We start from the raw sequence: 25388 nt of genomic DNA, 5'->3' as shown, positions 1-25388 counted from the left end.
CGGGCCGCCCCTCGGCGGCCCGCCACGGGCGGACCACCCGATCCGCCCGACAACTCCAGAAAGGAAACCCCCGTGACCGTTGCTGCACAACCGGACACGACGCAACTCCAGAAACGCGTTCTCAGGACCCTCTTCACCACCCAGATCCTCGGCGGCCTGGCCGTCGGCATCGGGATCGCCGTCGGCGCGCTCCTCATCGAGGACATGACCGGCTCCTCCACGTACGCCGGCCTCGGCCAGAGCCTGTTCGTCGGCGGTTCCGCGCTCGTGGTCGTCCCGGCCGTGCGCATCACCGAGCGGTTCGGCCGCCGCGGCGGGCTCGCCTTCGGCTACGCGTGCGCGGTCGCGGGCACCCTCGTCATCGTCGGGGCGATCCACCTCGACAACGCGGCCCTGGTCGTCTGCGGCTACTTCCTGCTCGGCTCGGCGTCGTTCGCGGGCCTCCAGTCCCGGTACGCCGCCGCGGACCTCGCGCCCGAGGCGCGCCGCGGCTCCCACCTCGCGATCGTCGTGTGGGCCACCACGATCGGCTCGGTCGTGGGCCCCTCGGTCGCCGGTCTCGCCGAGCGCTGGTGGTCGGCGTGGGTCGGCGGCCCCGCCTACGTCGGGTCGATGGTCGCCATCGGCCTCCTGTGCGTCCTCACCGCCGCCGTCATCGGCGTGTTCCTGCGCCCCGACCCGCTGCTGACCGCCCGCGAGCTCAGCGGCGAGACGGACGCGCCGCGCCGCTCGATCGCCGACGGGTACCGCACCGCGACGACCAACCGGGCCGTGCGCACCGGCGTCGTCGCCGCGGCCCTGGGCCACTTCGTCATGGTCGGCGTCATGGCGATGACCGCCCTGCACATCCGGCACGGCATGGCCGACCCCGAGCAGGCGCTCACCGTCGTCGGCGTGATCCTCGGCCTCCACATCGGCGGCATGTACGCGCTCGCGCCGGTCGTCGGCCGCCTCGTCGACCGGCACGGCGCCCGCCCGGTCCTGGTGGGCGGCACCGCGGTCCTCGTCGCGGCGTGCGCCGTCGCCGGGTCCTCGCCCGCCGACGGCCACGTGCGCCTCTCGATCGGCCTGGTCCTGCTCGGCCTCGGCTGGTCGGCGATGACCGTCGGCTCGGCCGCGCTCGTCACCGGCGCGGTCACCCCGGCGCGGCGCCCGTCCACGCAGGGGTTCTCCGACCTCGTCATGGGCCTCGCCGCCATGGGCGCGGGGATCGCGTCCGGCCCGATCGTGGAGTACGCGGGCTACGGGATGCTCTGCGTGTGCTGCGCCGTCGTCGCCCTGTGCGTGGTCCCGTTCCTCATGGGCCGCATCGTGCCGCCGAAGCCCGCGGAGGGGCCCGCCTAGTAGCCGTAGGCGCTCGGGGCGTTCTGGCCGCCGTCGACCGGCACGACGGCGCCGTTCACCGCCTTCGCCTTGTCCGACAGGAGGAACGCGATGACCTCGGCGACGTCTTTCGGGTCGATGAGCTCCTTCGACGGGAACTCGTCCAGGAACGCCTCGTAGCGGCCGGGGTCGGCGACGCGCAGCCGGTCCCAGTTCCGGTCGGGGATGAGCATGGACCCGGGCGCGACCGCGTTGACGCGGACGCCGCTCGGGCCCAGCTCCCGGCCCAGCACCGTGGCCGCGTGGTTGAGCGCGGCCTTCGTCGAGCCGTAGGCGAGCCCGGGGGAGGGCTTCGAGCCGGAGATCGAGGAGACCAGGACGGCCGCGCCGCGGGTGCGCCGCAGCTGCGGCAGCGCCGCCTTGAGCGCCGTCATCGCGTTCACCACGTTGACGCCCATGGTGTACGCCCAGTCGTCGGCCTCGGTGTCGATCAGGCTGCGCCCGCGCGCGCCGCCGACGTTCGCGACCACGCCGCCGAGGTCGCCCAGGCGGCGGCCGGACTCGTGCACGAACTCGGTCAGCATCTCGGCGTCGTTCACGTCGAGCGCCCGCGCCGCGACCTGCACGTCGTGCTCGGCGCGCAGCTTCGCGGCGAACTCGTGCAGCGGCGCGGCGTTGCGGGCGCAGAGGGCCAGCGGGACCCCTTGGGAGGCCAGGAGCGAGGCGGTGGCCTGGCCCAGGCCGTGGCTCGCTCCGGTGATGAGGACGGGACTGTTCAGTTGCATGCCGTTCATTCTGGCGTGCCGTGTCCAGGGCCCGTGCCGACCGCTGCGGGCGGTCCTATCCGAGGCCGGTGAAGAACTCCCACATCGTCCGGCTCGCCCACAGCGGCACGGGGGCCCGCTCGCTCCCGAACCACTCGTGCCCGCCGTCCACGAGGTACTCCACCATCGGCACGCCGCCCTCGCAGGCCCACGTCTCGCTGCTCCAGCCCTCGCCCGCGTCGGTGCCCGACGCCGCGCACCCGGACTCGTCGCGCCAGGTGGCGAGCGCCGACGCGCCCGCGACGCGCGGGTCGGATTCGCCGATGAACGCGATGAGCGGCACCGGGGTCGCCACGGTCGCGACCGAGCCGAGCACGCCGCCGGTGCCGGAGGGCACCACGGCCGCGGCCCCGGCGATCCGGTCGCCCAGGCCGACCGCGGCCGCGACGGCCATGTCGCCGCCGTTGGAGAACCCGGCCAGGTAGATCCGGTCGGGGTCGGCGCCGCGGGCCGCCACGAGCTCGTCGACGAGCGCGCCGAGGAAGTCGGTGTCGGCGCCGCTCGCGGCCGCGTCCCACTGCTGCTCGGGGTCGGACGGGTAGACCGCGATGAACCCCTCGGACTCGGCGAGGCCGTCCAGGCCCGACGCGGTCTGGACCGCCGCGCCGGAGCCGGGCATGCCGTGGAGCGCGATCACCGCGGCGAGCGGTTCCTCGGTGCACGGGAACGACATCGAGTAGGAGTGCTCGCCGAGGGGAAGGTGCTCGACCCTGGTGAACTCGCCGGTCTCGCACTCGACGGGCTCGGGGGAGGGCGCCGCGTCGGCAGCCTCGTCGGGCGACTCGGCGCAGGCGCCGAGCAGCGCCGCGCAGGCGAGCGCCGCCGCGGCGAGCGTGAGGGGTCTCATGGTGGGAGCGTACCCCCGATCCCCTCTGGACCGCGGTCGGTCGGCGCCGTCAGCGCCAGGGCGCCAGCGGATTGTCGAGGCGTCCGGCGTAGATCAGGCTCTCCTCCTGGTTCTCGATGTCCACCATCTGCTGGTTGTTCTTGAGCTGCAGGCGGTTCAGGCACGAGAGCCGGAACGCGTCGTCGAACAGCGGGAACCGCTCGAACGCGCCGGCGAGCTCGGGGTGCGCGGTCTGGTAGTCCTTGAGCGACTCGGCCGCCGTGCGCCAGAACTCGTCCTCGCTGAGCACCCCGTCGAGGTGCAGGATCGGGGCGAGGAACCGCAGGAAGCAGTCCGCGACGTCGGTGAGGATCGACAGCGCCCGCACCTCGTCGGGCACCTCGGCCCTGATCCGCGCGATCGCCTCCGGCACCTCGGTCGCCGGCTCCAGGACCGCGCACTCCTCGCCGATGTCCTTGAGGAACACCCGCTCCACGGCCCCGTCCTTGAGCACGAGGATGACGTTCTCGCCGTGCGGCATGAACACCAGTCCGTACCTGTACAGGCAGTGCGCCAGCGGCACCAGGTACGCGTCGAGGTACCCGCGCAGCCAGTCGGCCGGGCGCAGCCCGGACCGGCGGATGAGCGCCGACGCGAACGGCTTCCCGTCGCGGTCGACGTGCAGCAGCGACGCCATGGTCGCCGCGCGCTCCCCCTTGGCGAGCTTGGGGACCGGGCTCTCGCGCCACAGCGCGGCGAGCATCTTCCGGTACGGCGAGCCCTTCGGCGCCCCGGCCGTGTAGGCCGGGTGCCGGTAGCCGACGGCCGCGCGCTCGCGCAGCACGGTGGCGCCGTGGCGCTTCAGGGTCGGGTCGCCGTGCACGAGGTCGGCCACCCAGTCGCAGATCGCGGGCGTGACCTCCATGTACTCGGTCGACAGGCCCCGCATGAAGCCCATGTTCAGCACCGAGAGCGAGGTCTTGACGTAGTCGCGGCCCGGGTCGGTGCGGTCGAAGAACGTGCGGATCGACTGCTGCGCCTGGAACTCGTCGTGGCCCTCGCCGAGGGGGATGAGCCGCCCGGCGGCGATCTCGGGCGCGAACGTCACGGCGATCTTGTTGCGCCACTGCCACGGGTGCACCGGGATCAAGTACACATCCTCATAGGACAGTCCCTGGTCGGTGAGCACCGACGCGAAGTACTCGCGGGAGTCGGCGTCGACCTGGGTGTCCAGGAGCCACTCAAAGTCCAGCTCGGGGGAGGACGCGAACATCGCGTGCTCGCGCCGCGCCGCCAGCCACATGAGCCGCACGCCCGCGCCGGCCTCGGGCGCGTACGCCCGGTAGTCCTCGGCGGTGAACCCGAGCCGGCCCGAGCCGGCCACGAAGCACGGGTGCCCGCCGGTCATCGCCGCCTCGATCGCCTGGAAGCCCGCGCCGACGAGCGCGCCCGAGGTCGGCTGGTCCTCCGAGAGCTGGAACGCCCCGCGGTTGACCGTGGCCGCGACCTCCTCGAGGTACACCGGCAGCACCGCGTCGCTCAGGCCCAGCTCGCCCCGGAACGCCAGGAAGAACGCGGCCGCGTCGAGCTCGCGCTCGACGCCGCCGGCGGTGCGGGTGATCGAGGCCGGGTCGACGACCCAGTGGTCGAGCCGGAATCGCCGCGCGGCGAACCGGTACCGCTCGGCCGCGCCCGCCGCGCCGAGCGCGTATGCGTCGCCGTCCTTGACGGGCACGAGCAGCCGCTCGTGCGCGAACTCGCCGATCGCCTTGGCCAGCAGGTGCCTCGTGGCCTCCTGCCACAGCCGGGGCGTCAGGTGGTCGACGGCGCTCATGCGTTCACTCCCTTGGCGGCGGACCGCTCGAAGTCCATGCGGGTGCAGAAGCTCAGCAGCGCGTCCTTGCCCGCCAGCCTCACCGTCCTGTCGGGACGGAAGCCCACGTGCTCGTTGAGGCGGTGGATCGCCTCGTTCCCGGTGTCGGGCTCGACGACCACGCGCTCGGCGCGGAACCCGTCGAACAGCAGGTGCATCACCGCGGTCATGACGCCCCTGGTGAACCCGGGGATCGGCACGTCCGCGGGGGCGGTGAGCACGTGCATGCCGACGTCGCCCGGCTCCGGGTCGTACACCGACGCGAGCTCCGAGTGGGCCGGGTCGTACACCTCCACGAGGAACCGGGCCCGGTAGTGGTACAGGCCCATGTACGCGAAGTGGTGCGGGTCGTCCTCGATGGCCTCGTGCTCGGCGAGCACGTCGGCCACGGCCGCGTCCTGCATCATCCAGTACCGGGCCTTGGGGTGCGTGACCCACTCGTGCAGCAGGGGCGAGTCGGTCGGCGGGTCGACGGGCCGCAGCCCGAAGTCGCCGAGGCGCTCGTGCAGGTGGTAGAAGGTCTTGGGGGCCTTCATCGCCGCGTTCATGACGGTGCTCCGAACTCCTGGAAGCCGATTCGCTGTTCGACGGGGTAGACCTCCCGGCCGGTCATCGACCGGATGATCCAGGAGTTGCGGTAGGCGGCCATGCCGAGGTCGGGGGCGGTGAAGCCGTGGGTGGCGAGCTCGGCGTTCTGCACGAAGACCTCGCCCGTCCCGGCCCTGTCGACGCTGTAGTCGCGCCGGGGTTCGAGGCGGCCGGTCGCGTCGAAGCGGAGCCGGTCCCTGACCTCGTCGAGGAACGCGGGGACGCGGTAACTGTAGCCGGTGGCGAGCACCAGCCCCTCGGTCACCAGGTCGAAGCTCCGGTCCTGCTCGTGCTGCCTGACGCCGAGCCGGACGCTCCCGCAGCCCGCGGCCTTCTCGACCGTGCAGTTGGTGAGCAGCCGCGTCGGGACGGCCCCCATCGCGAACCGCTTCTCGTACAGCACGTCGTAGATGTCGTTGACCAGCTCGGCGTTGATGCCCTTGTACAGGCCCTTGTGCGCCTGGTTGAGCTCGTCGCGCCGCTCGCGGGGCAGGCCGTGGAAGTAGTCCACGTACTCCGGGCTGGTCATCTCCAGCGTCAGCTTCGTGTACTCGAGCGGGAAGAACCGCGGGGAGCGGGTGACCCAGTTCAGCTCGTATCCGCCGGTGTCGATGTCGCCCAGCAGGTCCCGGTAGATCTCGGCGGCGCTCTGGCCCGAGCCGACCACGGTGATCGACTTGCAGGCCTTGAGCCGCTCGCGGTGCTCCAGGTACTCGGAGGCGTGGCAGACGGTGTCGGACTCCAGCTCCCGGCAGGCCGGGGGCACCCACGCGGGCGTGCCGGTGCCGAGCACCAGGCGCTTCGCGCGGTCGGTGCGCTCGCCGCCGGGGCCCTCGGAGGTGACGGCGTAGGCGCCGTCCTCCCAGGCCACCGCGGTGACGTCCCGGTCGAAGTGGAGGTTGTCCATCTTCCGCGCGGCCCAGCGCAGGTAGTCCTGGAACTCGGTGCGCAGCTGGAAGAACGACTCGCGGATGTAGAACGGGTAGATCCGCCCCTGCTCCTTGAGGTAGTTCAGGAACGTGTACGGCGAGGTCGGGTCGGCGAGGGTCGCGAGGTCGGCCATGAACGGCACCTGCATGGTCGTGCCCTCGATGAGCATCCCGGGGTGCCAGTCGACGTTCGGCTTGCGCTCCAGAAAGATCCCGTCGAGGCCGGCGACCGGCGCGGTGAGCGCGGCGAGGCCGAGGTTGAACGGCCCCAGGCCGATCCCGATGAAGTCGCGGACGGCGCTCACGCGGCCTCCCGCGCGGTCTTGCCGTGGCGCGCGAGCGCCTCCAGCACGGGGACGACGTCGTCGAGCACCGTCTCGGGGTTGAGCAGCGTCAGCTTGAGCGCGATGCGGCCCTCGACGCGGGTGGCCGCGACCATGCCGTCGCCGGAGGCGGCGAGGGCCTCGCGGGCGCGGCGGTGCGCGTCGTCGTCGGCCCCGGCGAGGCGGAACAGCACCGTCGACAGCTGCGAGGGCGGCGCGGCGACCTCGAAGCGCGGGTCGGAGGCGAGCCAGTCCCAGGCCTCGTCCGCGAGCGCGCACACTCGGTCGAACATGGCGCCGACGGCGTCGGGTCCCAAGGTGCGCAGCGTCATCCACAGCTTGAGCGCGTCGAAGCGGCGGGTGGTCTGGAGGCTCTTGTCGACCTGGTTCGGCACCGCCCCCTCGGCCGGGTTGAGGTAGTCGGCGTGGTGCGTGACGTGGCGCAGCGAGGCCCGGTCGCGCACCAGCAGCGCGGAGGAGCTCACCGGCTGGAAGAACGACTTGTGGTAGTCGACGGTGACCGAGTCGGCGGCCTCGACGCCCGCCAGCAGGTCCCGGTGGGCGAGCGAGACGAGCAGGCCGCAGCCGTACGCGGCGTCGACGTGGAACCAGACCCGGTGCGCCGCGGCGATCTCCGCGATCGATCCGAGCGGGTCGACGGACCCGAAGTCGGTGGTCCCGGCGGTGGCGACGACGGCGGCGGGCACGTTCCCCTGCTCGCGGCAGGTCTCGATCGCGGCGTCGAGGGCGGCGGGGTTCATGCGGAACCAGTCGTCGGCGGGCACGGTGACGACGGCGTCCTCGCCGAGGCCGAGGAGCCTGGCGGCCTTGACGACCGAGAAGTGCGAGTGCGGGGAGGCGAAGAACCGCAGCCGGGGGAGGACCTCGACGCCGCGCATGGGGGTGCCGGTCTCGATGCGGTGCTTGAGGAGCACGGCCTCGACGGCCTCGTCGCGGGCGAGGAGGAGCGCGTGGAGGTTGGACTGCGTGCCGCCCGAGGTGAACACGCCGTCGGCGTCGGGGCCGAGCCCGATGCGCCCGGCGGTCCAGTCGATGAGCCGCTGCTCAATGAGGGTCCCCCCGGCGCTCTGGTCCCAGGTGTCCACCGAGGTGTTCACGGCCGCAAGCACGGTCTCGGCGGCGACGGCCGGGAGCGCGACGGGGCAGTTGAGGTGGGCGAGGTAGCGCGGGTGGTGGAACCAGACGGCGTCGTCGAGGTAGAGGCCCCCGACCTCGTCGAACGCGGCCTCGAAGGACTCCAGAGGGCGGTCGAGGTCGACGGCCGCGACGGCGGGGGCGAGCGCCGCCGGGGCGGCGCCGGTCCAGGGCCGCTCGACCGTGGCGAACCGTTCGGCCAGGCGGCCGGCGACGTCGGCGACGAGGCCGCGGTAGGCGGCCGCCGAGTCGCGGCCGAGGAGGGCCGGGGGGTCGGTCCGGTTGCGCGGCACGGGAGCCGGGCGGAGGTCGGCGCTTGTCAGCACGGAGGGTCACCTTTCAGTGGTTCATCACGGAGGGACGGTCTCTCGGAATGCCGGGGAACGTGTAGGTTAGGCTAACCTAAGTGCTCGACGGGCGGAAGGGCTCATCCCGAATGGTGATGTTCTCCACGGTTCTCCGACCGGATTTCCGCTAATCGGCATTTGCGTGAAATTGCGGCCAATGCCGGACGACCTCCCTTGAGGAGGGTCCAAGGTGATTGCGGCGCAACGCGATCGCAGCGGCGATTCCGTCCGCGCGCCGTCGTAGGGGAGTTGCGGCGGCGCCCGGGGGGAGTCGCCGCCGCGCATGAATCATCCAATACCGACCGGGCACTGTCTGTCACCAATCCGACAGCGCCCGGACCGCGACCGCAGCTCAGCGCCCCGCCCTCCGCCCTGTTTTCCCTGGGGTGCAACGAGACCGGCGGCGGGCCCCGAGGCCCGCCGCCGGTCCGCATCTCCCCCTCGGAGGGAGACTTACCTCGCTTCCGCGATCCACGCCTCCACGACGCCGGTCATCGTCTCCAGCGGGATCGAACCGCTGGTCAGGATCCGGTCGTGGAAGTGCCGCAGGTCGAACGCCGCCCCGAGCTCCCGCTCGGCGCGCCCGCGCAGGCCCTCGATGTGCTTGCGGCCGATCATGTACGCCAGCGCCTGGCCGGGCCAGGCGATGTACCGGTCGACCTCGTTCGCGATGTTCACTTCGGACAGGGCGGTGTTGTCGCGCATGTACTGCACGGCGCGCTCGCGCGACCAGCCGAACGCGTGCATCCCCGAGTCCACCACGAGCCGGCAGGCCCGCCACGCGTCGAACGAGACCATGCCGAGCCGCGCAAGGTCGCCGCTGTAGAGCCCGATCTCGTCGCACAGCCGCTCGGTGTACAGGCCCCAGCCCTCGCCGAACGCCGTCACGTACCCGAACTGCCGGAACTGCGGGAGGTCCTGGAGGGTCTGGCCGAGGGCGAACTGCAGGTGGTGGCCGGGGACGCTCTCGTGGAAGGCGAGCGCCTCGTACTCGTACCGGGCCCTGCTCTGCGGCGCATAGGTGTTCACCCAGTGGGTGCCCGGCCGCGAGCCGTCGGAGGCCGGGACGGTGTAGTACGCGAGGGTCGAGCCCTTGGCCGCGTGCTCGGGGATCGGCTCGATCGAGCACGGCGCGATCTCGTAGTCCAGGAACGCGGTCGGCAGCGCGGCCTCGGCCCGGCGCAGGGCGGCCGTGACGTCGCGGACGATCTCCTCGGAGGTCTCGTACCGCAGTCCGGTGTCGTCGCGCAGCCGCGCCACGACCTCGGCGACCACGCCGGTCCCGAGCGCGCGCGCCCCGATCTCGGCGAAGTCGGCGCGGTTGCGCTCGACCTCCTCGAGCCCGATCCGGTGCACCTCCTCGGGGTCGAGGTCGGTGGTGGTGAACTGCCGCGACGCCGCGCGGTACCCGTCCTCGCCGCCGGGCACGTGGCAGACGCCCACGGCCTCGTCGCCGCGCGCGACCGGCAGCAGCTCGGCCTCCAGGGCCTCGCGCCACCGCGCGAGCGCGGGCCGCACCCGCTCGGCGACGAGCGCCCGGGCCTCGGCCTTCCACTCGCCGGCGTCCACGCCCGCCGGGTCCGGCGCCGCCAGGACGTCCCGTTCTATATCGGTCGCGAGGTAGTCGTCCAACTGCTCGATCACACCCAGCACCCCGCTCCGGGTCTGGTGCCGCCCTTCGGACCCGGCCTGCCGGTACCGCTCCAGGACCGCGTCGAAGTGGTCCCCGACCTGCCCGAGCCGCACCAGGTAGTCCCGGCTCCGCTGCTCGGAGTCGAGGCTCTGGCGCGGCAGCGAGGACAGCATCGAGGAGACCGGACCCGAGATGGTGTTGCTCAGCGCCACCTCCCCGAGCCTCGCCTCGATCACCGCGGACTGGTCGTCCACGAGCCGCCCGAGCATGGAGTACGTGATCCGGTCCTGCCCCTCCAGTCCCGCCGCGTCCACCGCCGCGAGCCCCTCCCGGACCTCCGCGTGGTGCGCCAGCCGCACCGCGTCACCGCCCCGGCTCGGATCGCCCAGCAGGTGGTCGTACCCGGGGATGCCGTAGAAGCTGGCCGACATGGGGTTGTCGGCCAGATGAAAGTCGAAGTACCGCTGCGCCAGCGCAGCGAGCTGAGGATCGCCCATGTGCACCCTTCCAAACTGAGGTGCCACCGATACTAGCCGCTCGGCAAGTGGCCTGTCGCCGCCGCTCGGGCCGCATGGGAACGCCGTTGCGCGCCAGGCGCGCCGCGTGCGAAGCTGGCGCGATGTCCGTCAAGTACCTCTACTTCTGGAACCAGAAGGCCGAACCCGGGGGCCGGGTCGGGCGCGGGTGCCTGAGCCAGTGGTGGCCCAGTGCGTTCGACGACGACGGCCGCCGGTTCGCCACCGCCGAGCACTACATGATGGCGCACAAGGCATGGCTGTTCGGCGACACCGAGGCCGCCGAGCGCGTCCTCGACTCGGGCCACCCCGGCCAGGCCCAGAAGATCGGGCGCCAGGTCCGAGGCTACGAGCAGGACGTCTGGGAGGCCGAACGGCTCGGGATCGTCGTGCGCGGCAACGTGCTCAAGTTCGGCCAAGACCCCGACCTGCTCGCGTTCCTGCTCGGCACCGGCGACCGCGTCCTCGTCGAGGCCAGCCCCGTGGACCGCATCTGGGGCATCGGCCTCGCCGACGACGACCCCCGCGCCGCCGACCCCGGCACCTGGCGCGGCCTCAACCTCCTCGGGCAGGCCCTCATGGAGGCCCGGGCCCGACTGCGCGCATGAGAGAAGGCCGGTCGGATCGACCGGCCTTTTCTCATGCGTCTAGCTCAGGCCGTTGTCCGACAGCCACTGCTCGGCGATGTCCGGAGTGGACGCCTGGTCGACCGTGCTCTGCACGTTCAGCGCCACCAGGCCCTCCGGCGTGAGGGCCGCGCTCACCGCGTTGATCACGTCGGCGACGTCGCCCTCGATCTCCTCGCTCACCAGCGGCACCACGTTCGACGCCAGGAACAGCGACTCCGGGTCCTCCAGGACCACGAGGTCGTCGGTCTGGATGCGGGGGTCGGCGGTGAACACGTTCGCCACGTTCACCGTGCCCGCCACCAGGTCCTCCACCGTGGTGTCGCCGGTCGCCGAGAACTCGACCGACACGCCGTACGTCTCCTCCAGGCCCGTCGGGCCGTAGGGCCGCTCGGCGAGCTCCGGGGGGCCGCCCAGCGTCAGCGTCTCTGACACGTTCGCCAGGTCGGCGATCGAGACCAGGCCGTTCGCCTCGGCGAAGTCGCCGGTCACGGTGTAGGAGTCCTGGTCCGACGCGGTCGACTGGTCGAGGACCGCGAGCCCCTCGGGCAGGGCCTCCTGGAGCGCGGCGTACACGTCCTCAGGGGACCGGGCCGTGGTCTCCGGGTCCAGGAACTGGAGCAGGTTGCCGGAGTACTCCGGGAACAGCGTGATCGCGCCGCTCTCGACCTCCGGCATGTACGCGTCGCGCTGGCCGATGCTGAAGCGCCGCTCGACCTCCATGCCGGCGCCTTCGAGGGCCTGCGCGTAGATCTCGGCGACGATCTCGTTCGAGTAGTACGCCTGGGAGCCGATCACGATCGCGCCCTCCGCGGCCTCGCCCGACGACTCGTTCTCGCCGAGCGGGTCGTCGGAGGAGCAGCCGGTCAAGGCGATCGCGGTGCCGAGGACCGCCGCGGCGGCCATGACGGCACGAGTGCCTCGCACTCTGAACATGGGTATTCCTCTCAAGATGGGTGTGGGCTCGGTTCGGGTTCAAGGTCGGGTCCGGGGCGCCGTCGCGGCCCGGTCACGTGCTCGCCGCGGCCGGCCCGCACACCGCGCGGCACCGCCGCCCGCTGCGCGAGGGCCAGCAGCGCGTCGAGGACGAGCGCGAGCACGGCGACCAGGACCGCACCGCCGAGCACGACCTCGTAGCGGCGCAGGCTCAGCCCCGTGATGATCGGCAGGCCCAGCCCGCCGAGGTTGACGTACGCGGCGATGGTCACCGTCGCGACCACCTGGAGCACCGCGGAGCGGAACCCGCCCACGAGCAGCGGCAGCCCCAGCGGGACCTCCACGCGCCACAGGATCTGCGCCTCGGTCATGCCGACCGCGCGCGCGGCGTCGACGACCCGGCGGTCGATCGCCTCGAACCCCGCGTACGCGCCGGCGAGCAGCGAGGGGATCGCGAGGATCACGAACGTGACCGTGGCTGCCTCCGGCTTGTGCAGGACGCCGAACACCAGCACGAGCAGGACCAGGAGCCCGAACGACGGCACGGCCCGGGCGGCGCCCGCGAACGCGACCGCCACCTCCCGGCCGCGTCCGGTGTGGCCGATCGCCCACCCCAGCGGCACCGCGATCAGCGCCGCGATCGCGACCGCGATCGCCGTGTAGTACAGCTGCTGGAGGAGCAGGTGCTGGAGCGAGTTCGGGCCGGTCCACTGCTCGGGCGCGGTGAGCCACGCGAAGGCGTCGCCGAGGAGGTTCACGCGGCGGCCTCCGCGGGGACGGCCGACCGGCGCGCGGGCGTCTTGCTGCGCACCCACGGCATCAGCAGGCGGCCGGCGAGCATGAGCAGCAGGTCCACCAGGAGCGCGATCACCGCGACCGCGACGATCCCGGCCAGCACCTCGGCGATGATGCGCCGCTGGAGGCCGTTGGTGAACAGGTAGCCGAGGTTCGTGACCCCCACGAGGATGCCGACGGTCGCCAGCGAGATCGTGCTGACCGCGGTCACCCGCAGGCCCGCGAGGATCACCGGCCCGGCCAGCGGCAGGTCCACGGCCCAGAACCGGCGCGCGTCGCCGTAGCCGACCGCGGTGGCCGAGCGGCGCACCGCCGGGTCGACCGAGTCGAGGCCGTCGGTGACGGCGCGGACCATGATCGCGATCGCGTAGATCGTCAGGGCGATCACCAGGTTCGTCTCACTGGTCGCCGGATAGCCCGCGACCACCGGCAGGATCATCAGCAGCGCGAGGGACGGGATCGTGTACAGCAGCCCGGTCACGGTGATGACCCAGCCGCGCAGCAGCCGGTACCGCCACGCGACCCAGCCCAGCGGGAGCGACAGCAGGAACCCCGCGACGATCGCGATGACGCTCTGCCGCAGGTGGTCGAGCGTCAGGGAGCCGATCAGGTCGAGGTTGTCGGTCACCCACTCCACGTCAGGCCCCGTCTTCCACGAGGACGCCCTGCGTGCGGCCCTCGGCGTCGACCAGGACCGCGCCGTGCTCGGTCCGCTTCACGCGCAGCGCGCGCTTGCCGCGCTCAGCGCCGATGAACGCCGCCACGAAGTCGTCGGCCGGGCGCTCGGTGATCTCGCTCGGGCTGCCGACCTGCAGCCGCTCCGCGCCCTTGGCGAGGATGGCGACCTGGTCGCCGAGGAGGAACGCCTCGTCGATGTCGTGCGTCACGAACACCACGGTCTTGTCGAGCTCCTTCTGGAGCCGGATCAGCTCGGTCTGCAGCTCGGCGCGCACGATCGGGTCGACGGCCCCGAACGGCTCGTCCATGAGCAGGATGTTCGGGTCGGCGGCGAGCCCGCGGGCGACGCCCACGCGCTGCTGCTGCCCGCCCGACAGCTGGCTCGGGTACCGGTCGGCCATCGAGGCGTCGAGGCCCACGACGTCCATGAGCTCCAGCGCGCGCGACCGGGCGGCCCGCCGCGTGCCGCCGTTCAGCCGCGGGACGGTCGCGATGTTCTCGGCGACCGTGAAGTGCGGCATGAGGCCGCTGTTCTGCATCACGTAGCCGATGCTGCGGCGCAGCGCGACCGCCTGCTTCGCGGCCACGTCCTCGCCGTCGATCGCCACGGTGCCGGAGGTCGGCTCGACCATCCGGTTGATCATGCGCAGCAGCGTGGTCTTGCCGCAGCCCGAGGACCCGACGAACACGGTGGTCTTGCGCGAGGGGATGACGAGGTCGAACGAGTCGACCGCCACCGTCCCGTCCGGGAATCGCTTGGTGACGTTGCGGAACTCGATCATCGGCCTGCTCCCGGTGCACGGACGGTGCGGTTCCCCGGCCGCCGTCCGCACCTCGCCCGGCCGACCGGTCATGCACCGGGGATCGGGCCCGGCGCTCACGCGACACTACCCGATTCGCGCACGTTCCATGCCTTCTCGAACCTTACGATTCGGAAAAACCGGGGCGTCCCGTAAGCGGCACCGGTGCCCTCGCCCGCCGGTATGGTTGGGCGCGAACACGGACGAGAGGAGCCGGACATGGCGGAGCAAGTGGACGTGGTCGTGGTGGGCATGGGCCCCGGAGGCGAGTCGGCCGCGGCCGAACTCGCCAAGGCCGGACTCGACGTCGTCGGCGTCGAGCGCCGCCTCGTCGGCGGCGAATGCCCCTACTACGGGTGCATCCCCACCAAGATGATGGTCCGCGCCTCCGACGCGCTCGCCGAGGCCCGCCGCGTCGCCGACCTCGGCGGCACGGCCGAGGTCACGCCCGACTTCGCGCCCGTCGCCCAGCGCATCCGCGGCGAGGCCACCGACGACTGGGACGACCAGGTCGCCGCCGACCGCTTCACCGACGCCGGCGGGCGCCTCGTCCGCGGCGCGGCCGTCATCACCGGCCCCGGCGCGGTCCGCGTCGGCGACCGGGAGTTCACCGTCGCCAAGGCGATCATCCTCAACACCGGCACCGAGCCGGCCGTCCCCCCGATCGACGGCCTCAAGGACACTCCCTACTGGACCAACCGCGACGCGGTCGCCGCGACCGGGGCCCCCGGGTCCCTCATCGTCCTCGGCGGCGGCGCGATCGGCCTGGAGATGGCCCAGGCGTTCTCGCGCTTCGGCACCCAGGTCACCGTGTTCGAGGCCGCCGACCGCCTGCTCGCCCTCGAAGAGCCCGAGTCGGGCGAGCTCGTCGCCAAGGTCTTCCGCGAGGAGGGCATCGCCGTCCACACCGGCGCGTCGGTGGACTCCGTCGCCCACGACGGCGACCGCTTCGCCGTCACCGCCGGCACCGTCACCGTCGAGGCCGACCGCCTCCTCGTCGCCACCGGCCGCCGGCCCAACATCCGCGACCTCGGTCTCGACACCGTCGGCGTCGACGCGACCGGCCGCTCCCTCAACGCCGACGAGCACCTGCGCCTGACCGACGGCGTCTACGCCATCGGCGACATCGTCGGCCGCGGTGCGTTCACGCACATGTCGATGTACCAGGCCAAGATCGTCACCGACCACGTCCTCGGCAAGGACAACGCCGGCGCCGAGTACCACGCCGTCCCGCGCGTGACCTTCACCGACCCCGAGGTCGGCGCCGTCGGCCTCACCGAGCAGCAGGCCCGCGACCAGGGACTGCAGGTGGCGACCTCCGTCTCGGAGATCCCGAGCTCCTCCCGCGGCTGGATCCACAAGACCGGCAACGAGGGCTTCGTCAAGCTCGTCGCCGACACCGACCGGGGCGTCCTCGTCGGCGCGACCTCCGCCGGCCCCACCGGCGGCGAGGTCCTCTCGATGCTCACCCTCGCCGTCCACGAGCGCACCCCGATCGCCAACCTGCGCCGCATGATCTACGCCTACCCGACGTTCCACCGCGCCGTGGAGGACGCGCTCTCGCGCCTCTGACACCACCGCACCCGAACGCCGCCGGCATCCGGTCCGGCGGCGTTCGATTGCGTTCGGGAACCGCTCGAACCGGCCCGGGCGCGCGCATACTGCCGCACGTGAACCTCGAGATGCGAGAGATCGAAGCGTTCCTCACCGTCGCCGAGGAGCTCCACTTCGGCCGCGCCGCCGCGCGGCTCGCGCTGTCGACCTCCAGAGTGAGCGCGCTGATCCGCACCCTCGAACGCCGCGCCGGAGCGGCGCTGTTCGAGCGCACCAGCCGCACCGTCCGCCTCACCCGCGCCGGCGAGCACCTGTTCGCCGAGTTCCGCACCGCGTACGTGCGCATCGAGCGGGCGCTGGCCGAGGTCCGCGACGCGGCCGACCCCGCGGGGAAGGTCATCCGCGTCGGCTTCGCCACCACGCTCCCCGAGAAGCTGGCCCCCGCGCTGGTCCAGGCGTTCGAGCAGGCGCACCCGCAGGCGCGGGTCGTCCAGTGCGCGGCGCCGGCCACCGACCTCTTCCGCTGGCTCGAAGGCGGCCGGCCCACGTGGCAGGTCGACGTGTTCGCCACGTGGATGCCCGTCGAGGTCGCGCCCGAGGCCGACCTGGCGATCGGCCCGGCCGTCCAGCACGTGCGACGCGCGGTGATGCTCGGCGTCGACCACCCGCTCGCCGAGCGCGCGGTCGTCGACGTCGAGGACCTCGCCGCCCACGAGGTGGTCTACCCCCGGCTGCCGCAGTGGTACGGCGACGCGTGGACCCCCCGGACCACGCCCGGCGGTCGCGAGCTGCGGCTGCGCCGCGTCACCGCGGAGTACACCGAGGACCTGCTCCGCCTCGTCGCCGAGCAGCCGCTCGCGCACCTCACGGTCGCGTCGCTCCTCGACTCGTACCACCGGCCCGGCGTCGTGGTCCTGCCGCTCATCGGCCTGCCGCCGATGCCGGTGCGCCTGGTGTGGCCGCGGTCCTCCCGCGACCCCCTCGTCCAGGCGTTCGCCGACGCGGCCGCCGAGTGCGCCCGGGACGCCTAGATCGTGTTGCCACGCAGCACGCACGTGCTCCGTTTCGCCCTTGATCGCGCCCGCGACCTGCTAAATCCTAGAAGCATGAGCAACGAGCACCGCATCGAGCGGTTCACCGTCGACATCGCCGACGCCGACCTGAAGGACCTCCAGGAGCGCCTCGCCCGGGTCCGCTTCGCCGACCAGATCCCCGGGTCCTACGGCGTGAGCACCGACCGCGTGCGGCGTCTCGTGGAGTACTGGCGCGACGGCTACGACTGGCGCGCCTGGGAGACCCGCCTGAACGCGCATCCGCAGTTCACCACCGAGATCGACGGCCAGAACGTCCACTTCGTCCACGCCCGCTCCGAACGAGAGGACGCCTTCCCGCTCATCCTCACCCACGGCTGGCCCGGCTCGGTCGCCGAGTTCCTCGACGTCGTCGAACCGCTCACCGCCGCGGACTTCCACCTCGTCATCCCCTCGATCCCCGGCTTCGGCTTCTCCGGCCCCACCACCGAGCCCGGCTGGGACAACCAGCGCGTCGCCCGCGCCTGGGCCGAGCTCATGGCCCGCCTCGGCTACACCCGCTACGGCGCGGCCGGCAACGACGCCGGCTCGATGATCTCGCCGGAGGTCGGCCGCACCGACCCCGACCACGTCGCCGGCGTCCACGTCACCCAGGTCTTCTCCTTCCCCAGCGGCGACCCCGCCGAGTTCGAGTCGCTCGCGCCCGAGGACTTCGCGACCCTGGAGACCCTCGACCACTTCATGAAGCACAAGTCCGCCTTCAACACCCTGCACTCCCAGCAGCCGCAGACCCTCGCCCACGCCCTCGCCGACTCGCCCGCCGGCCTCCTCGGCTGGAACGCCCAGCTCCTCGACGAGTCCGTCGACGACGACTTCGTCCTCACCAACGTCGCGATCTACTGGTTCACCGGCACCGCCGGCTCCTCCACCCGCCTCTACTACGAGAACGCCCAGGCCGAACCCCCCACCGCCCCCACCACGACCCCCCTCGCCCTCTCCGGCGCCGCCGGCGACTTCCACGGCATCCGCGCCTTCGCCGCCCGCGACCACACCGACCTCCGCGCCTGGACCGTCCACCCCCAGGACTCCCACTACCTCCACCACACGGTCCCCACCGAGATCACCGCGGACATCGCCGCCTTCTTCGACACCCTCCGCTGACGCGAGGAGGGGCCGGTCGGAATCATCCGGCCGGCCCCTCCCTCAGATCGTGCCTCAGAACGGCCAGCGGGCGTCGCGACCCGCCTCCAGGAGCCCGACCATCGCGAACGCCGCGTCGGTGAGGCCGCCGAAGGTGTGACGGGTGCGGGTACCCGAGGGCGCGTGGCCCATCCGGTACCCCGCGAGGTTCCACGTGTAGACCATGCGGTCGGCGGGGACCGCGGCCGTGACGTCCTGATCGCTCCCGTAGTGCGCCTGCTCGTCGGTGAGAATCACGACCCGGTCGTGACCCGCGTAGTGCCGTGCCACCGCGCCCGCCGTGTCGGTGCCGCCGCGGATGAAGTACCCGTCCGACTTCCACCGGTCGACCGACTTCAGCAGCGACTCGCCCCGCTTGGGCGGGAACACCATCGTGCTCCGGCGTCCCTGCCAGTCGTTCGAGAACGACACGACGTCGGCGGCCTCGCAGCGGCGTGCGAGTGCGAGGCCGAACACCGTGGCGGCGTCCCAGCGCATGAGCGAGCCGTCGCGCGAGAACCCCATCGCCATGGACCCCGAGGTGTCCACCAGGACCAGCGTCCGGCCCGCCAGCTCCGGAAGGCCCGCGAGCGAGAGGTCGAGCGCCCGCTCCAGGGCGTGGCCCCACCGCAGCGACGGCGCCGCCCGGTAGGCCGAGAGGAACCGCATGGGCAGCTGCCGGGACCGCGCGATCTGGGCGGGATCGGCGAGCGTCGCGGCCACCGCTGCGGCGACCTCGTCCGGGACGCCCGCCTCGTCGAAGTTCCGCAGGTTCCGCAGCAGCGCCATGTACCCCATGCTCGGGATCAGCGCCGACCACAGGCGGCCCTTGTCGATCCGGGGACCGGCCAGCGAGAGTGCGTCCTCCCACGTCATGCCCGCGTTGCGGAGCCGATCCTGGTCGAGCAGCGCCTCCGGTCGGTCGAGGGCCTCGGCCCGCAGGGCGCGGTTCGCGAGGATCATCCGGAGGCTGTCGGGCACGGACTCGTCGCGTCCGTAGCGGCGGTCGAGGAGGTGCTGGAACAGGTCCCCCTGCCGGTCGGTCGCCGCTGAGGCGTGGACGAGGTTGAGGACGTCGCCGAACCGGTAGCCCTTCGAAGCGGTGTCGTACTTCAGGGCCGACCGCTCGGTGTAGAGCCGCACGGCGGCGTCGGCGATGCCGCGCTTGACGGGCTTCGGGACGGCGCGACCGTACGCGGTCGTCCAGTACGCGAGCGCCTCACCGGGCTCATCGGCGCGCTGGAGGACCGACGCGACCACCTGCCGGCCGCCGGGCACACCGCCCTCGGCCATGGCCTTAGCCGCTTCGAGTCCGCCGACCAGCGCCGCCGACCGCAGGTGCGCACCGGTCCGCAGCCACCCGAGGAACCGCGCGGTCCAGTCGGCGTCTTCGATCGCGACGGTCCGCACGAGCTCGGCGTACCGGTTGTCGCGCCCGCTCGCCGACTCGTAGAACGTCTCCTCGCCGACCATGTTGGTGACGGCGAGCAGGAACAGCTCGGATTTGGCGTCGCGGGCGTAGCCGGGTGCGCCCTCGTGGGTGCGGCCCGAGGGTGCGGGCTCGCTGTGAATCGGGGAGCTGACGGCGGGTCGGGCGGTCGACTTGTTGAACTTGGGCATGGGGTCCTTCCGACGAAGGCGAGACGGAGAAGCGAGCGCCCGAGGACAAATCGGCGCGGGAGCACATATCTGCTCTAGGCCGCTGAGCTAACCGCCCGTGTAGGCGGTCCGGGATTCGAACCCGGGTCTTCCACTGAGAAGGTGAAGGAACCCACACCTGCGCACCGGGCGCTCGCTGTTCACGTCTGGCCTCCCAGGGGTCGGGAGGGGACCGCACCCGGAATCGGCGTGCCCGAGGTCGAAGTCGACAGCGGGACGCTGCCTGGCGCTCGATCCGATCGAGCTGCGCCGCGCTTGCGCACGACGGCGGGACTTGAACCCGCAACCTCCAGGTCCGAAGGAACCCACTGCCTTCGCACCGGGCACACCGCGTTCCGAATTTGGCCCTCCCGAGATCGAAGCGCCTGCGGTGTAGTCAATGCGAATGAAGGAACCGCGGGCAGCGCACCGGGAGATGCGTTCCTCAATGTACAGGCCCCCAGAGCTTCTGGGCGACTGAGATTTCACCGGGGGTCCGCCCCGGTTCGGACGGGGCAGACCGGTCGACCTCCTCACCCGGGCTTCTCAGCGCTCGGAGGTCTCCGCGTCCCGGCGTCCCTGGCGCCAGGTCTCCATGAGCTGCATGCCCTGCAGGTTGATGATCACGCCCAGGGCGAACATCAGTCCCGACCCGGGCAGTGCCACCAGGAACCCGAACCCGTATGGCCCGAAGCTCGCCACGAGTCCCAGCACCAGGGTCAGCACGCCGATGGCGAACATCCACCCGGCGGCCTTTCCCGCGCGCTTGACCGCCTTCTCGATTTCATCGTCAAATTCCCTCATGTCCCCACCATATGGACCGCGGCCCGGATTCGGGGTCCCGGCGATCGGTGCCGACCGATGGGGAGGAACGACGAAAGGCTGGTCATGAGACCGGCCTTTCTGTGTCTGCTCCCCAACTTGGACTCGAACCAAGAACCTGCCGATTAACAGTCGGCTGCTCTGCCAATTGAGCTATTGGGGAAGGTGTTCTGCCGTGCGGCGAACCGGATACGAGATTACAGGAGCGGTGGGGGCGGGTGCCACCGGGGTGGGTGTGGTGTGGGTCCGAGACGGGAGGAATCGGGCAGCGCGTTTCGCGCTTGAGCGGGCGGGGCACCCCTGGATGCGGCAGAATGGCCGCTGTGTGCGGGGACGCACAGTCGACGAAGGCAGCGTCCGGCCCGAGGGTCGGCCGGAGGAGGCAAGCATCATGCGGAAGTGGTATCTCGTAGCCGGGTTCGCGGTCGGGTACGTCCTGGGGGCGAAGGCCGGCCGGGAGCGGTACGAGCAGATCGTGGACTACACGCGCCGGGTCACCGGCAACGACAAGGTCCAGCAGGTGGCGTCGTCGGTCCGCAATCAGGCGGGCAAGGCGGTGAACGCGGCGCAGGACAAGATCAAGGACACGAAGTTCGGCGAGATCATCGAGAACTTCACGACCAGCGCCGACGAGCCCCCGAAGGCGGAGCCCTGGGACTCCGCCGGGGTCACGACCCCGGCCCGCAACGACCGCGCCATCCGCGAGGACGCACCCGGTTTCTGAATTCCATAGCGAGCGAGGAGGGCCGGGATCCCAAGTCCCGGCCCTCTTCCTTATCCCTCGAGCAGTCAGGCCTTCAGTTCGGACGCGAGCGGGAGGTCGCCGACGTTCCCTCCGGCCCTCGCGGTCCACGTGCCGCCCACCTCGGTCCAGGCGTGCCGCTCCTCGTCCCAGTACTGGAACGAGCGGTCCTCGAGCGCGATGACGACCTCGACCTCCTGGCCGGGGTCGGCCTCGACGGCGGCGAAGCCGGCGAGGCGGTTCGGTTCGATGCCGCCGGGGACGTCGGCCGCGGGGTCGGGGGAGAGGTAGAGCTGGACGATCTCGCGGCCGCGCGCGTCGCCGGTGTTCGCGACCGTCACCCGGGCTTCGCGGCCGGAGACCTCGAGGGACCGGTACTCCCACTGCGTGTAGGAGAGGCCGTGGCCGAACCAGAAGGCGGGTTCGGCGGTGCCGCGGCGCTGCCAGGCGCGGTAGCCGATGAAGACGCCCTCGTCGTAGCGGAGGACCCCGTCGGTGGGGACGACCTCGGTGACCGGGGCGTCGGCGAGGGTCTTCGGCCAGGTGGTGGTGAGGCGGCCGCCGGGTTCGGCGCCGAGGAGGACCTCGGCGAGGGCGTTGCCGCCCTCCTGGCCGGGGAACCAGGTGAGGAGGATGCCGGCGACGTCGCCGGCCCAGGGCATCTCGACGGGGGAGCCGGTGTTGACGACGACGATCGTGTTCGGGTTGGCGGCGGCGACGGCGGCGACGAGTTCGTCCTGGCGTCCGGGGAGGCGCAGGTCGCGGCGGTCGAAGCCCTCGGATTCGGTGAGGGCGGTGGTGGAGACGACGACGACGGCGATCTCGGCGTCGCGGGCGGCGGCGACGGCCTCCTCGATGAGGGTCTCCTCGTCCGGGCGGGGCTCGGTGTGCATGAGCCCGAACAGGACCGAGGGCGGGAACCCGGGCGGGAAGTCGAACGGCGTGAACTCGTGGCGGATCTCCAGCTCCTGGCCCTGCTCGAGGTGGAGGCGGACCCGCTCGACGCCGGGGCCGAAGAACGCCTCGAACGGGTCGTCGCTGGTGTACTCCTGGTCCTGGTCGAAGACAATCTCGCCGCCGAGGACGAGCTTGTGGTGCCCGAAGCCGCGGGTGCCGAAGACGTGCTCGCCGGTCTTGGTCGCGATGTAGCGGCCTTCGAGGAGCGCGTACGCGAACTCGTCGGTGCTCAGGCCGCCGGGCACGTACCCCATCCACTTGACGTCGCCGTTGGCGAGCGGCTCGGCGGGGAGCGCGATGCCGTCGTTCTTCACGGGCCGCGCGGTGAGCGTGAAGCCGCGGTTCGCGGCCTGGATCTGCTCGAAGAGGTCGACGCCCTGGGCGTAGACGACGCGGTCGCCGAGGCGGGCGCGGAGGCCGTCGAGGGGGGAGACGACGTGCGGGGGGAAGACGGTGGCGGAGCCGCCGCCGAGGATGCGGGCCTCCTCGGCCGCGGGGCCGATGAGGGCGAGGCGGTGGACGACGTCGGGGTGGAGCGGGAGGATGCGGGTCTCGTCGCCGGCGGGGACGTCGTTCTTGGCGAGGACGAAGGACCGGCGGGCGATCTCGCGGAGCAGGCCGTCGGGGTCTTCGATCGCCTCGACGCGGCCGGCGACCGCGGCCTCGACGCCGTCGAGGGCGCCGACGCGGGCGGCGAGCTTGAGGATGCGGCGGACGTTCGCGTCGACGGCGTCCTCGGTGGTGCGGCCCTCGCGGACGGCGGCGACGAGGTGCTCGCCGAACACGGTGAGCGGGCCGGGCATGGCGAGGTCGAGGCCGGCCTCGACGCCCTCGACGGTGTGGCGGGCGGCGCCCCAGTCGGAGACGTTGAACCCGTCGAAGCCGAACTCCTCGCGGAGGACGTCCATGAGCTCGCGGTGCGCGGTCATGGTGGTGCCGTTGACCGTGTTGTACGCGGTCATGACGCCCCAGGGGTTGACGGCGGCGGCGACCATCTCGAAGGGCCGCAGGTACAGCTCGCGCAGGGCCCGCTCGCCGATGACGTTGTCGACGGTGAACCGGTCGGTCTCGGCGTCGTTGGCGACGTAGTGCTTCATGGTGGTGCCGACGCCGTGCTCCTGGACGCCCGCGACGTACGCCTCGGCGATGCGCCCGGTCATGTACGGGTCCTCGCTGAACGCCTCGAAGTGGCGGCCGCCGAGCGGGGAGCGGTGCAGGTTGATCGTGGGGGCCAGGAGCACGTCGACGTCCTTGCGGCGGGCCTCGGCCGCGAGCAGGTGCCCGATGCGGCGCACCAGGGCCGGGTCCCAGGACGCGGCCTGCGCGGTGGGGCTCGGCAGCGCAAGGGACGGGTCGGCGGCGGTCCAGAAGCGCCCGCGCACGCCGATGGGCCCGTCGGAGACGGTCATCGACCGCAGGCCCGCGGCGGGCGCGGCGAGGGTGCGCCACATGTCGATGCCGGCCAGCAGGTCGGCCTTGGTCTCCAGGTCCAGTCTCGCGAGCGCGGCCTCGACGGCCTCGTCGTAGTCGGGCCGGTCGGCGGGGACGGTCCAGTCGCTCATGGCGTGCCTCTCTTCGATCGCGCTGCGGTGCGCCGTGGACGAGTCTGCCACCGCTACCGAGTGACCGGTAGTGCCTGATATCGAATCGTGATTATCTATGCTGGAGGGCCATCGAGACCGAGTCCAAGGGGCGCGCCCATGACGAACCCGCCGAGGCCGAACGGCGTCCGCCACGGCGCCCGCGGGCAGGCCCGCCGCGAGGAGATCGTCCGGGCCGCGATGGAGGTCATCGCCGAGCGCGGCTACCGCGGCGCGAGCCTCGCCGCCGTCGCGGAGAAGGTGGGGCTCACGCAGCAGGGGCTCCTCCACTACTTCCCGTCCAAAGAGGACCTGCTGATCGCGGTGCTCACCATGCGCGACGAGTGGGACTCCGGCGAGCGCGTCATCGGGGAGGAGCCCATGACGATCGCCCAGGCCGTGGGCGTGGTCGAGGCCAACGCGCACCGGTCCGCGATCGTGCGCACCTTCTCGGCGCTGCTCGGGGAGTCCGTCACCGAGGACCACCCGGCCGGGCCGTACTTCCGCGACCGCTACCGGCTGGTGCGCCGCGACATGGCGATCACCCTGCGCCGCCGGTGGGGTGACCGGCTCCCTTCCGGGCTCACCCCCGAGGAGGCCGCGCCGCTGCTGGTCGCGATCATGGACGGTCTGCAGTTCCAGTGGCTCCACGAACCCGAAGGCGTCGACATGCCCGCATCCTTCCGCGCGTTTCTGCGCCTGATCGACCCCGAGGCGATCGCGTGACGCTGCCCGCGCTCGCCGCGCTCGCCTGCCCCAACTGCGGCCAGGCCCTCGACCAGGCCGACCGGCGGCTCTCCTGCCCGTCCGGGCACTCGTTCGACCTCGCCAAGCAGGGCTACGCGCCGCTGCTCGCGCCCGGTTCGAACGCGACCACCGGCGACACCGCCGACCAGGTCGCCGCCCGCGAGGAGTTCCTCTCCTCCGGCGCCTACGACCCGCTGCTCGCGGCCGTGGCGGCCGCCTCGGTCACCGACGCCCCCGGCGCGGTCGTCGAGCCCGGCTGCGGCACCGGCCACTACCTCGCCGCGGCCCTGGGGAAGGACCCCGCGCGCGAGGGGATCGGCCTCGACACCTCCAAGTACGCGCTGCGCCGCTGCGCCAAGCGCGAGGTGCCCGAAGACGGTGAACCGCGACGAGCCGCCGGAACTCAGGCGCGGCTCGCCGCGGTGCTCGCCGACGCGTGGAATCGACTTCCGGTACGCGACGGCGCCGCCGCCGCGGTCCTGAACGTCTTCGCCCCCCGCAACGCCGACGAGATCGCACGCGTCCTCCACCCAAGAGGCGCTCTGGTGGTCCTGACCCCCCGGCTGGACCACCTCCGCGAACTCGTCGACGCCTTGGACTTGCTGAGCGTCGACCCCGCTAAACCGCAGCGGACCGCCGACCAGCTCGGCTCCTTGTTCGAGACCGAGCCGGCCGACGAGATCTCATATTCGATCGGCCTGGGACACGAGTCGATCCGCCGGCTCGTGGGGATGGGGCCGAGCGCCCGCCACCACGGCGCGGCCGAGCTCGATGCGGCCGTGGCCGCCCTGCCCGAGCGCGTCGACGTGACCGTCTCGGCGACCGTCACCCGCTGGCGCCCGAAGGGCTGAGAGCGGCCTGCGAGCCGACCCCTCCGACGCCGCGGGCCCGGTCTCCCCCCGATGCGCGGCAAACGCTTCGATCGAACTCTTGTCCTCGTTTGCCATGACCGATACGGTACGAGGCA

At 72.3% G+C, this 25388-nt stretch carries 22 protein-coding genes and 1 tRNA gene; 8 read left to right on the top strand and 15 right to left on the bottom strand.

Annotation, left to right across the window (positions count from 1 at the left end; genetic code table 11):
- Positions 1–72 precede the first annotated feature (72 nt).
- Complete coding sequence (locus tag ABD419_RS10970) at positions 73–1344, top strand: MFS transporter (RefSeq protein WP_344485864.1); 1272 nt, start codon at positions 73–75, stop codon at positions 1342–1344.
- Here ABD419_RS10970 and ABD419_RS10965 read toward each other — a convergent pair.
- The 7 genes from ABD419_RS10965 to ABD419_RS10935 all read right to left on the bottom strand — a co-directional run bounded on the left by ABD419_RS10965 (position 1341) and on the right by ABD419_RS10935 (position 10318).
- Entirely contained in the window at positions 1341–2108 is a 768-nt protein-coding gene (locus ABD419_RS10965; RefSeq protein ID WP_344485861.1) for an SDR family NAD(P)-dependent oxidoreductase, read from the bottom strand. The two genes, ABD419_RS10970 and ABD419_RS10965, sit on opposite strands and share 4 nt — an antisense overlap.
- Positions 2109–2163: 55 nt before the next feature.
- Complete coding sequence (locus tag ABD419_RS10960) at positions 2164–2994, bottom strand: CE1 family esterase (protein ID WP_344485858.1); 831 nt, start codon at positions 2992–2994, stop codon at positions 2164–2166.
- Between the two features lie 49 nt (positions 2995–3043).
- Positions 3044–4807 (bottom strand): IucA/IucC family protein, encoded by a 1764-nt coding sequence (locus ABD419_RS10955; RefSeq protein WP_344485856.1) that lies wholly within the window; start codon positions 4805–4807, stop codon positions 3044–3046.
- On the bottom strand, positions 4804–5394 hold the full coding sequence (locus tag ABD419_RS10950) for a GNAT family N-acetyltransferase (protein ID WP_344485854.1): 591 nt from the start codon (positions 5392–5394) through the stop codon (positions 4804–4806). Before ABD419_RS10950 ends, ABD419_RS10955 begins: the two co-directional genes overlap by 4 nt.
- Positions 5391–6668 carry a lysine N(6)-hydroxylase/L-ornithine N(5)-oxygenase family protein gene (locus ABD419_RS10945; RefSeq protein ID WP_344485851.1) on the bottom strand — a complete coding sequence of 426 codons (1278 nt, stop codon included), beginning with the start codon at positions 6666–6668 and terminating at the stop codon, positions 5391–5393. Before ABD419_RS10945 ends, ABD419_RS10950 begins: the two co-directional genes overlap by 4 nt.
- A complete protein-coding gene (locus ABD419_RS10940; protein WP_425556013.1) occupies positions 6665–8164 on the bottom strand; it encodes a pyridoxal phosphate-dependent decarboxylase family protein in 1500 nt (499 codons plus the stop codon). The genes ABD419_RS10945 and ABD419_RS10940 overlap by 4 nt, the downstream gene beginning before the upstream one ends.
- Before the next feature lie 477 nt (positions 8165–8641).
- Positions 8642–10318: a DUF885 domain-containing protein gene (locus tag ABD419_RS10935; RefSeq protein ID WP_344485848.1), complete on the bottom strand. Its 1677-nt coding sequence runs from the start codon at positions 10316–10318 to the stop codon at positions 8642–8644.
- A 122-nt stretch (positions 10319–10440) separates the two neighbouring features.
- Here ABD419_RS10935 and ybiA point away from each other — a divergent pair, with 122 nt between their 5' ends.
- A complete protein-coding gene (ybiA, locus tag ABD419_RS10930; protein WP_344485845.1) occupies positions 10441–10944 on the top strand; it encodes a riboflavin biosynthesis intermediates N-glycosidase in 504 nt (167 codons plus the stop codon).
- Between the two features lie 39 nt (positions 10945–10983).
- Here the strand turns inward: ybiA and ABD419_RS10925 are convergent, their stop codons facing one another.
- The 4 genes from ABD419_RS10925 to ABD419_RS10910 are packed head-to-tail and all read right to left on the bottom strand — an operon-like array spanning position 10984 to position 14153.
- On the bottom strand, positions 10984–11898 hold the full coding sequence (locus ABD419_RS10925; protein WP_344485842.1) for an ABC transporter substrate-binding protein: 915 nt from the start codon (positions 11896–11898) through the stop codon (positions 10984–10986).
- Positions 11899–11909: 11 nt separating this feature from the next.
- On the bottom strand, positions 11910–12656 hold the full coding sequence (locus tag ABD419_RS10920) for an ABC transporter permease (RefSeq protein WP_344485840.1): 747 nt from the start codon (positions 12654–12656) through the stop codon (positions 11910–11912).
- Positions 12653–13330 carry an ABC transporter permease gene (locus ABD419_RS10915; RefSeq protein WP_344485837.1) on the bottom strand — a complete coding sequence of 226 codons (678 nt, stop codon included), beginning with the start codon at positions 13328–13330 and terminating at the stop codon, positions 12653–12655. Before ABD419_RS10915 ends, ABD419_RS10920 begins: the two co-directional genes overlap by 4 nt.
- 1 nt (position 13331) lies before the next feature.
- Positions 13332–14153 (bottom strand): ABC transporter ATP-binding protein, encoded by an 822-nt coding sequence (locus ABD419_RS10910; protein ID WP_344485834.1) that lies wholly within the window; start codon positions 14151–14153, stop codon positions 13332–13334.
- A gap of 237 nt (positions 14154–14390) precedes the next feature.
- On the opposite strand from ABD419_RS10910, the gene ABD419_RS10905 reads away from it, so the two are divergent.
- From ABD419_RS10905 to ABD419_RS10895, 3 genes are all read left to right on the top strand, one after another.
- Positions 14391–15743 (top strand): dihydrolipoyl dehydrogenase family protein, encoded by a 1353-nt coding sequence (locus tag ABD419_RS10905; protein ID WP_344485831.1) that lies wholly within the window; start codon positions 14391–14393, stop codon positions 15741–15743.
- 98 nt (positions 15744–15841) lie between these two features.
- Entirely contained in the window at positions 15842–16756 is a 915-nt protein-coding gene (locus ABD419_RS10900) for a LysR family transcriptional regulator (protein ID WP_344485828.1), read from the top strand.
- Between the two features lie 75 nt (positions 16757–16831).
- Positions 16832–17917 (top strand): epoxide hydrolase family protein, encoded by a 1086-nt coding sequence (locus tag ABD419_RS10895; RefSeq protein WP_344485825.1) that lies wholly within the window; start codon positions 16832–16834, stop codon positions 17915–17917.
- Between the two features lie 54 nt (positions 17918–17971).
- Here the strand turns inward: ABD419_RS10895 and ABD419_RS10890 are convergent, their stop codons facing one another.
- The 3 genes from ABD419_RS10890 to ABD419_RS10880 all read right to left on the bottom strand — a co-directional run bounded on the left by ABD419_RS10890 (position 17972) and on the right by ABD419_RS10880 (position 20558).
- Positions 17972–19555: a TROVE domain-containing protein gene (locus ABD419_RS10890; protein ID WP_344485822.1), complete on the bottom strand. Its 1584-nt coding sequence runs from the start codon at positions 19553–19555 to the stop codon at positions 17972–17974.
- Between the two features lie 564 nt (positions 19556–20119).
- Positions 20120–20377: a hypothetical protein gene (locus ABD419_RS10885; RefSeq protein ID WP_344485819.1), complete on the bottom strand. Its 258-nt coding sequence runs from the start codon at positions 20375–20377 to the stop codon at positions 20120–20122.
- Between the two features lie 108 nt (positions 20378–20485).
- Positions 20486–20558, bottom strand: a tRNA-Asn gene (locus ABD419_RS10880).
- Between the two features lie 228 nt (positions 20559–20786).
- Between ABD419_RS10880 and ABD419_RS10875 the strand changes: the two genes are divergently transcribed.
- Positions 20787–21119 carry a YtxH domain-containing protein gene (locus ABD419_RS10875; RefSeq protein ID WP_344485816.1) on the top strand — a complete coding sequence of 111 codons (333 nt, stop codon included), beginning with the start codon at positions 20787–20789 and terminating at the stop codon, positions 21117–21119.
- Between the two features lie 65 nt (positions 21120–21184).
- Here ABD419_RS10875 and ABD419_RS10870 read toward each other — a convergent pair whose 3' ends face one another.
- The gene (locus ABD419_RS10870; protein WP_344485813.1) at positions 21185–23656 is read right to left on the bottom strand and encodes a glycoside hydrolase family 3 protein; all 2472 of its coding nucleotides are present in this window, start codon (positions 23654–23656) and stop codon (positions 21185–21187) included.
- 138 nt (positions 23657–23794) lie between these two features.
- Here ABD419_RS10870 and ABD419_RS10865 point away from each other — a divergent pair, with 138 nt between their 5' ends.
- The gene (locus ABD419_RS10865) at positions 23795–24400 is read left to right on the top strand and encodes a TetR/AcrR family transcriptional regulator (protein WP_344485811.1); all 606 of its coding nucleotides are present in this window, start codon (positions 23795–23797) and stop codon (positions 24398–24400) included.
- On the top strand, positions 24397–25272 hold the full coding sequence (locus tag ABD419_RS10860) for a putative RNA methyltransferase (protein WP_344485809.1): 876 nt from the start codon (positions 24397–24399) through the stop codon (positions 25270–25272). The genes ABD419_RS10865 and ABD419_RS10860 overlap by 4 nt, the downstream gene beginning before the upstream one ends.
- The last annotated feature ends 116 nt before the right edge of the window (positions 25273–25388 follow it).

The sequence above is a fragment of the Glycomyces endophyticus genome, from assembly GCF_039531525.1.
Taxonomy (GTDB): Bacteria; Actinomycetota; Actinomycetes; order Mycobacteriales; family Micromonosporaceae; genus Glycomyces; species Glycomyces endophyticus.
This window is presented reverse-complemented; position numbering and strand designations above follow the sequence as displayed.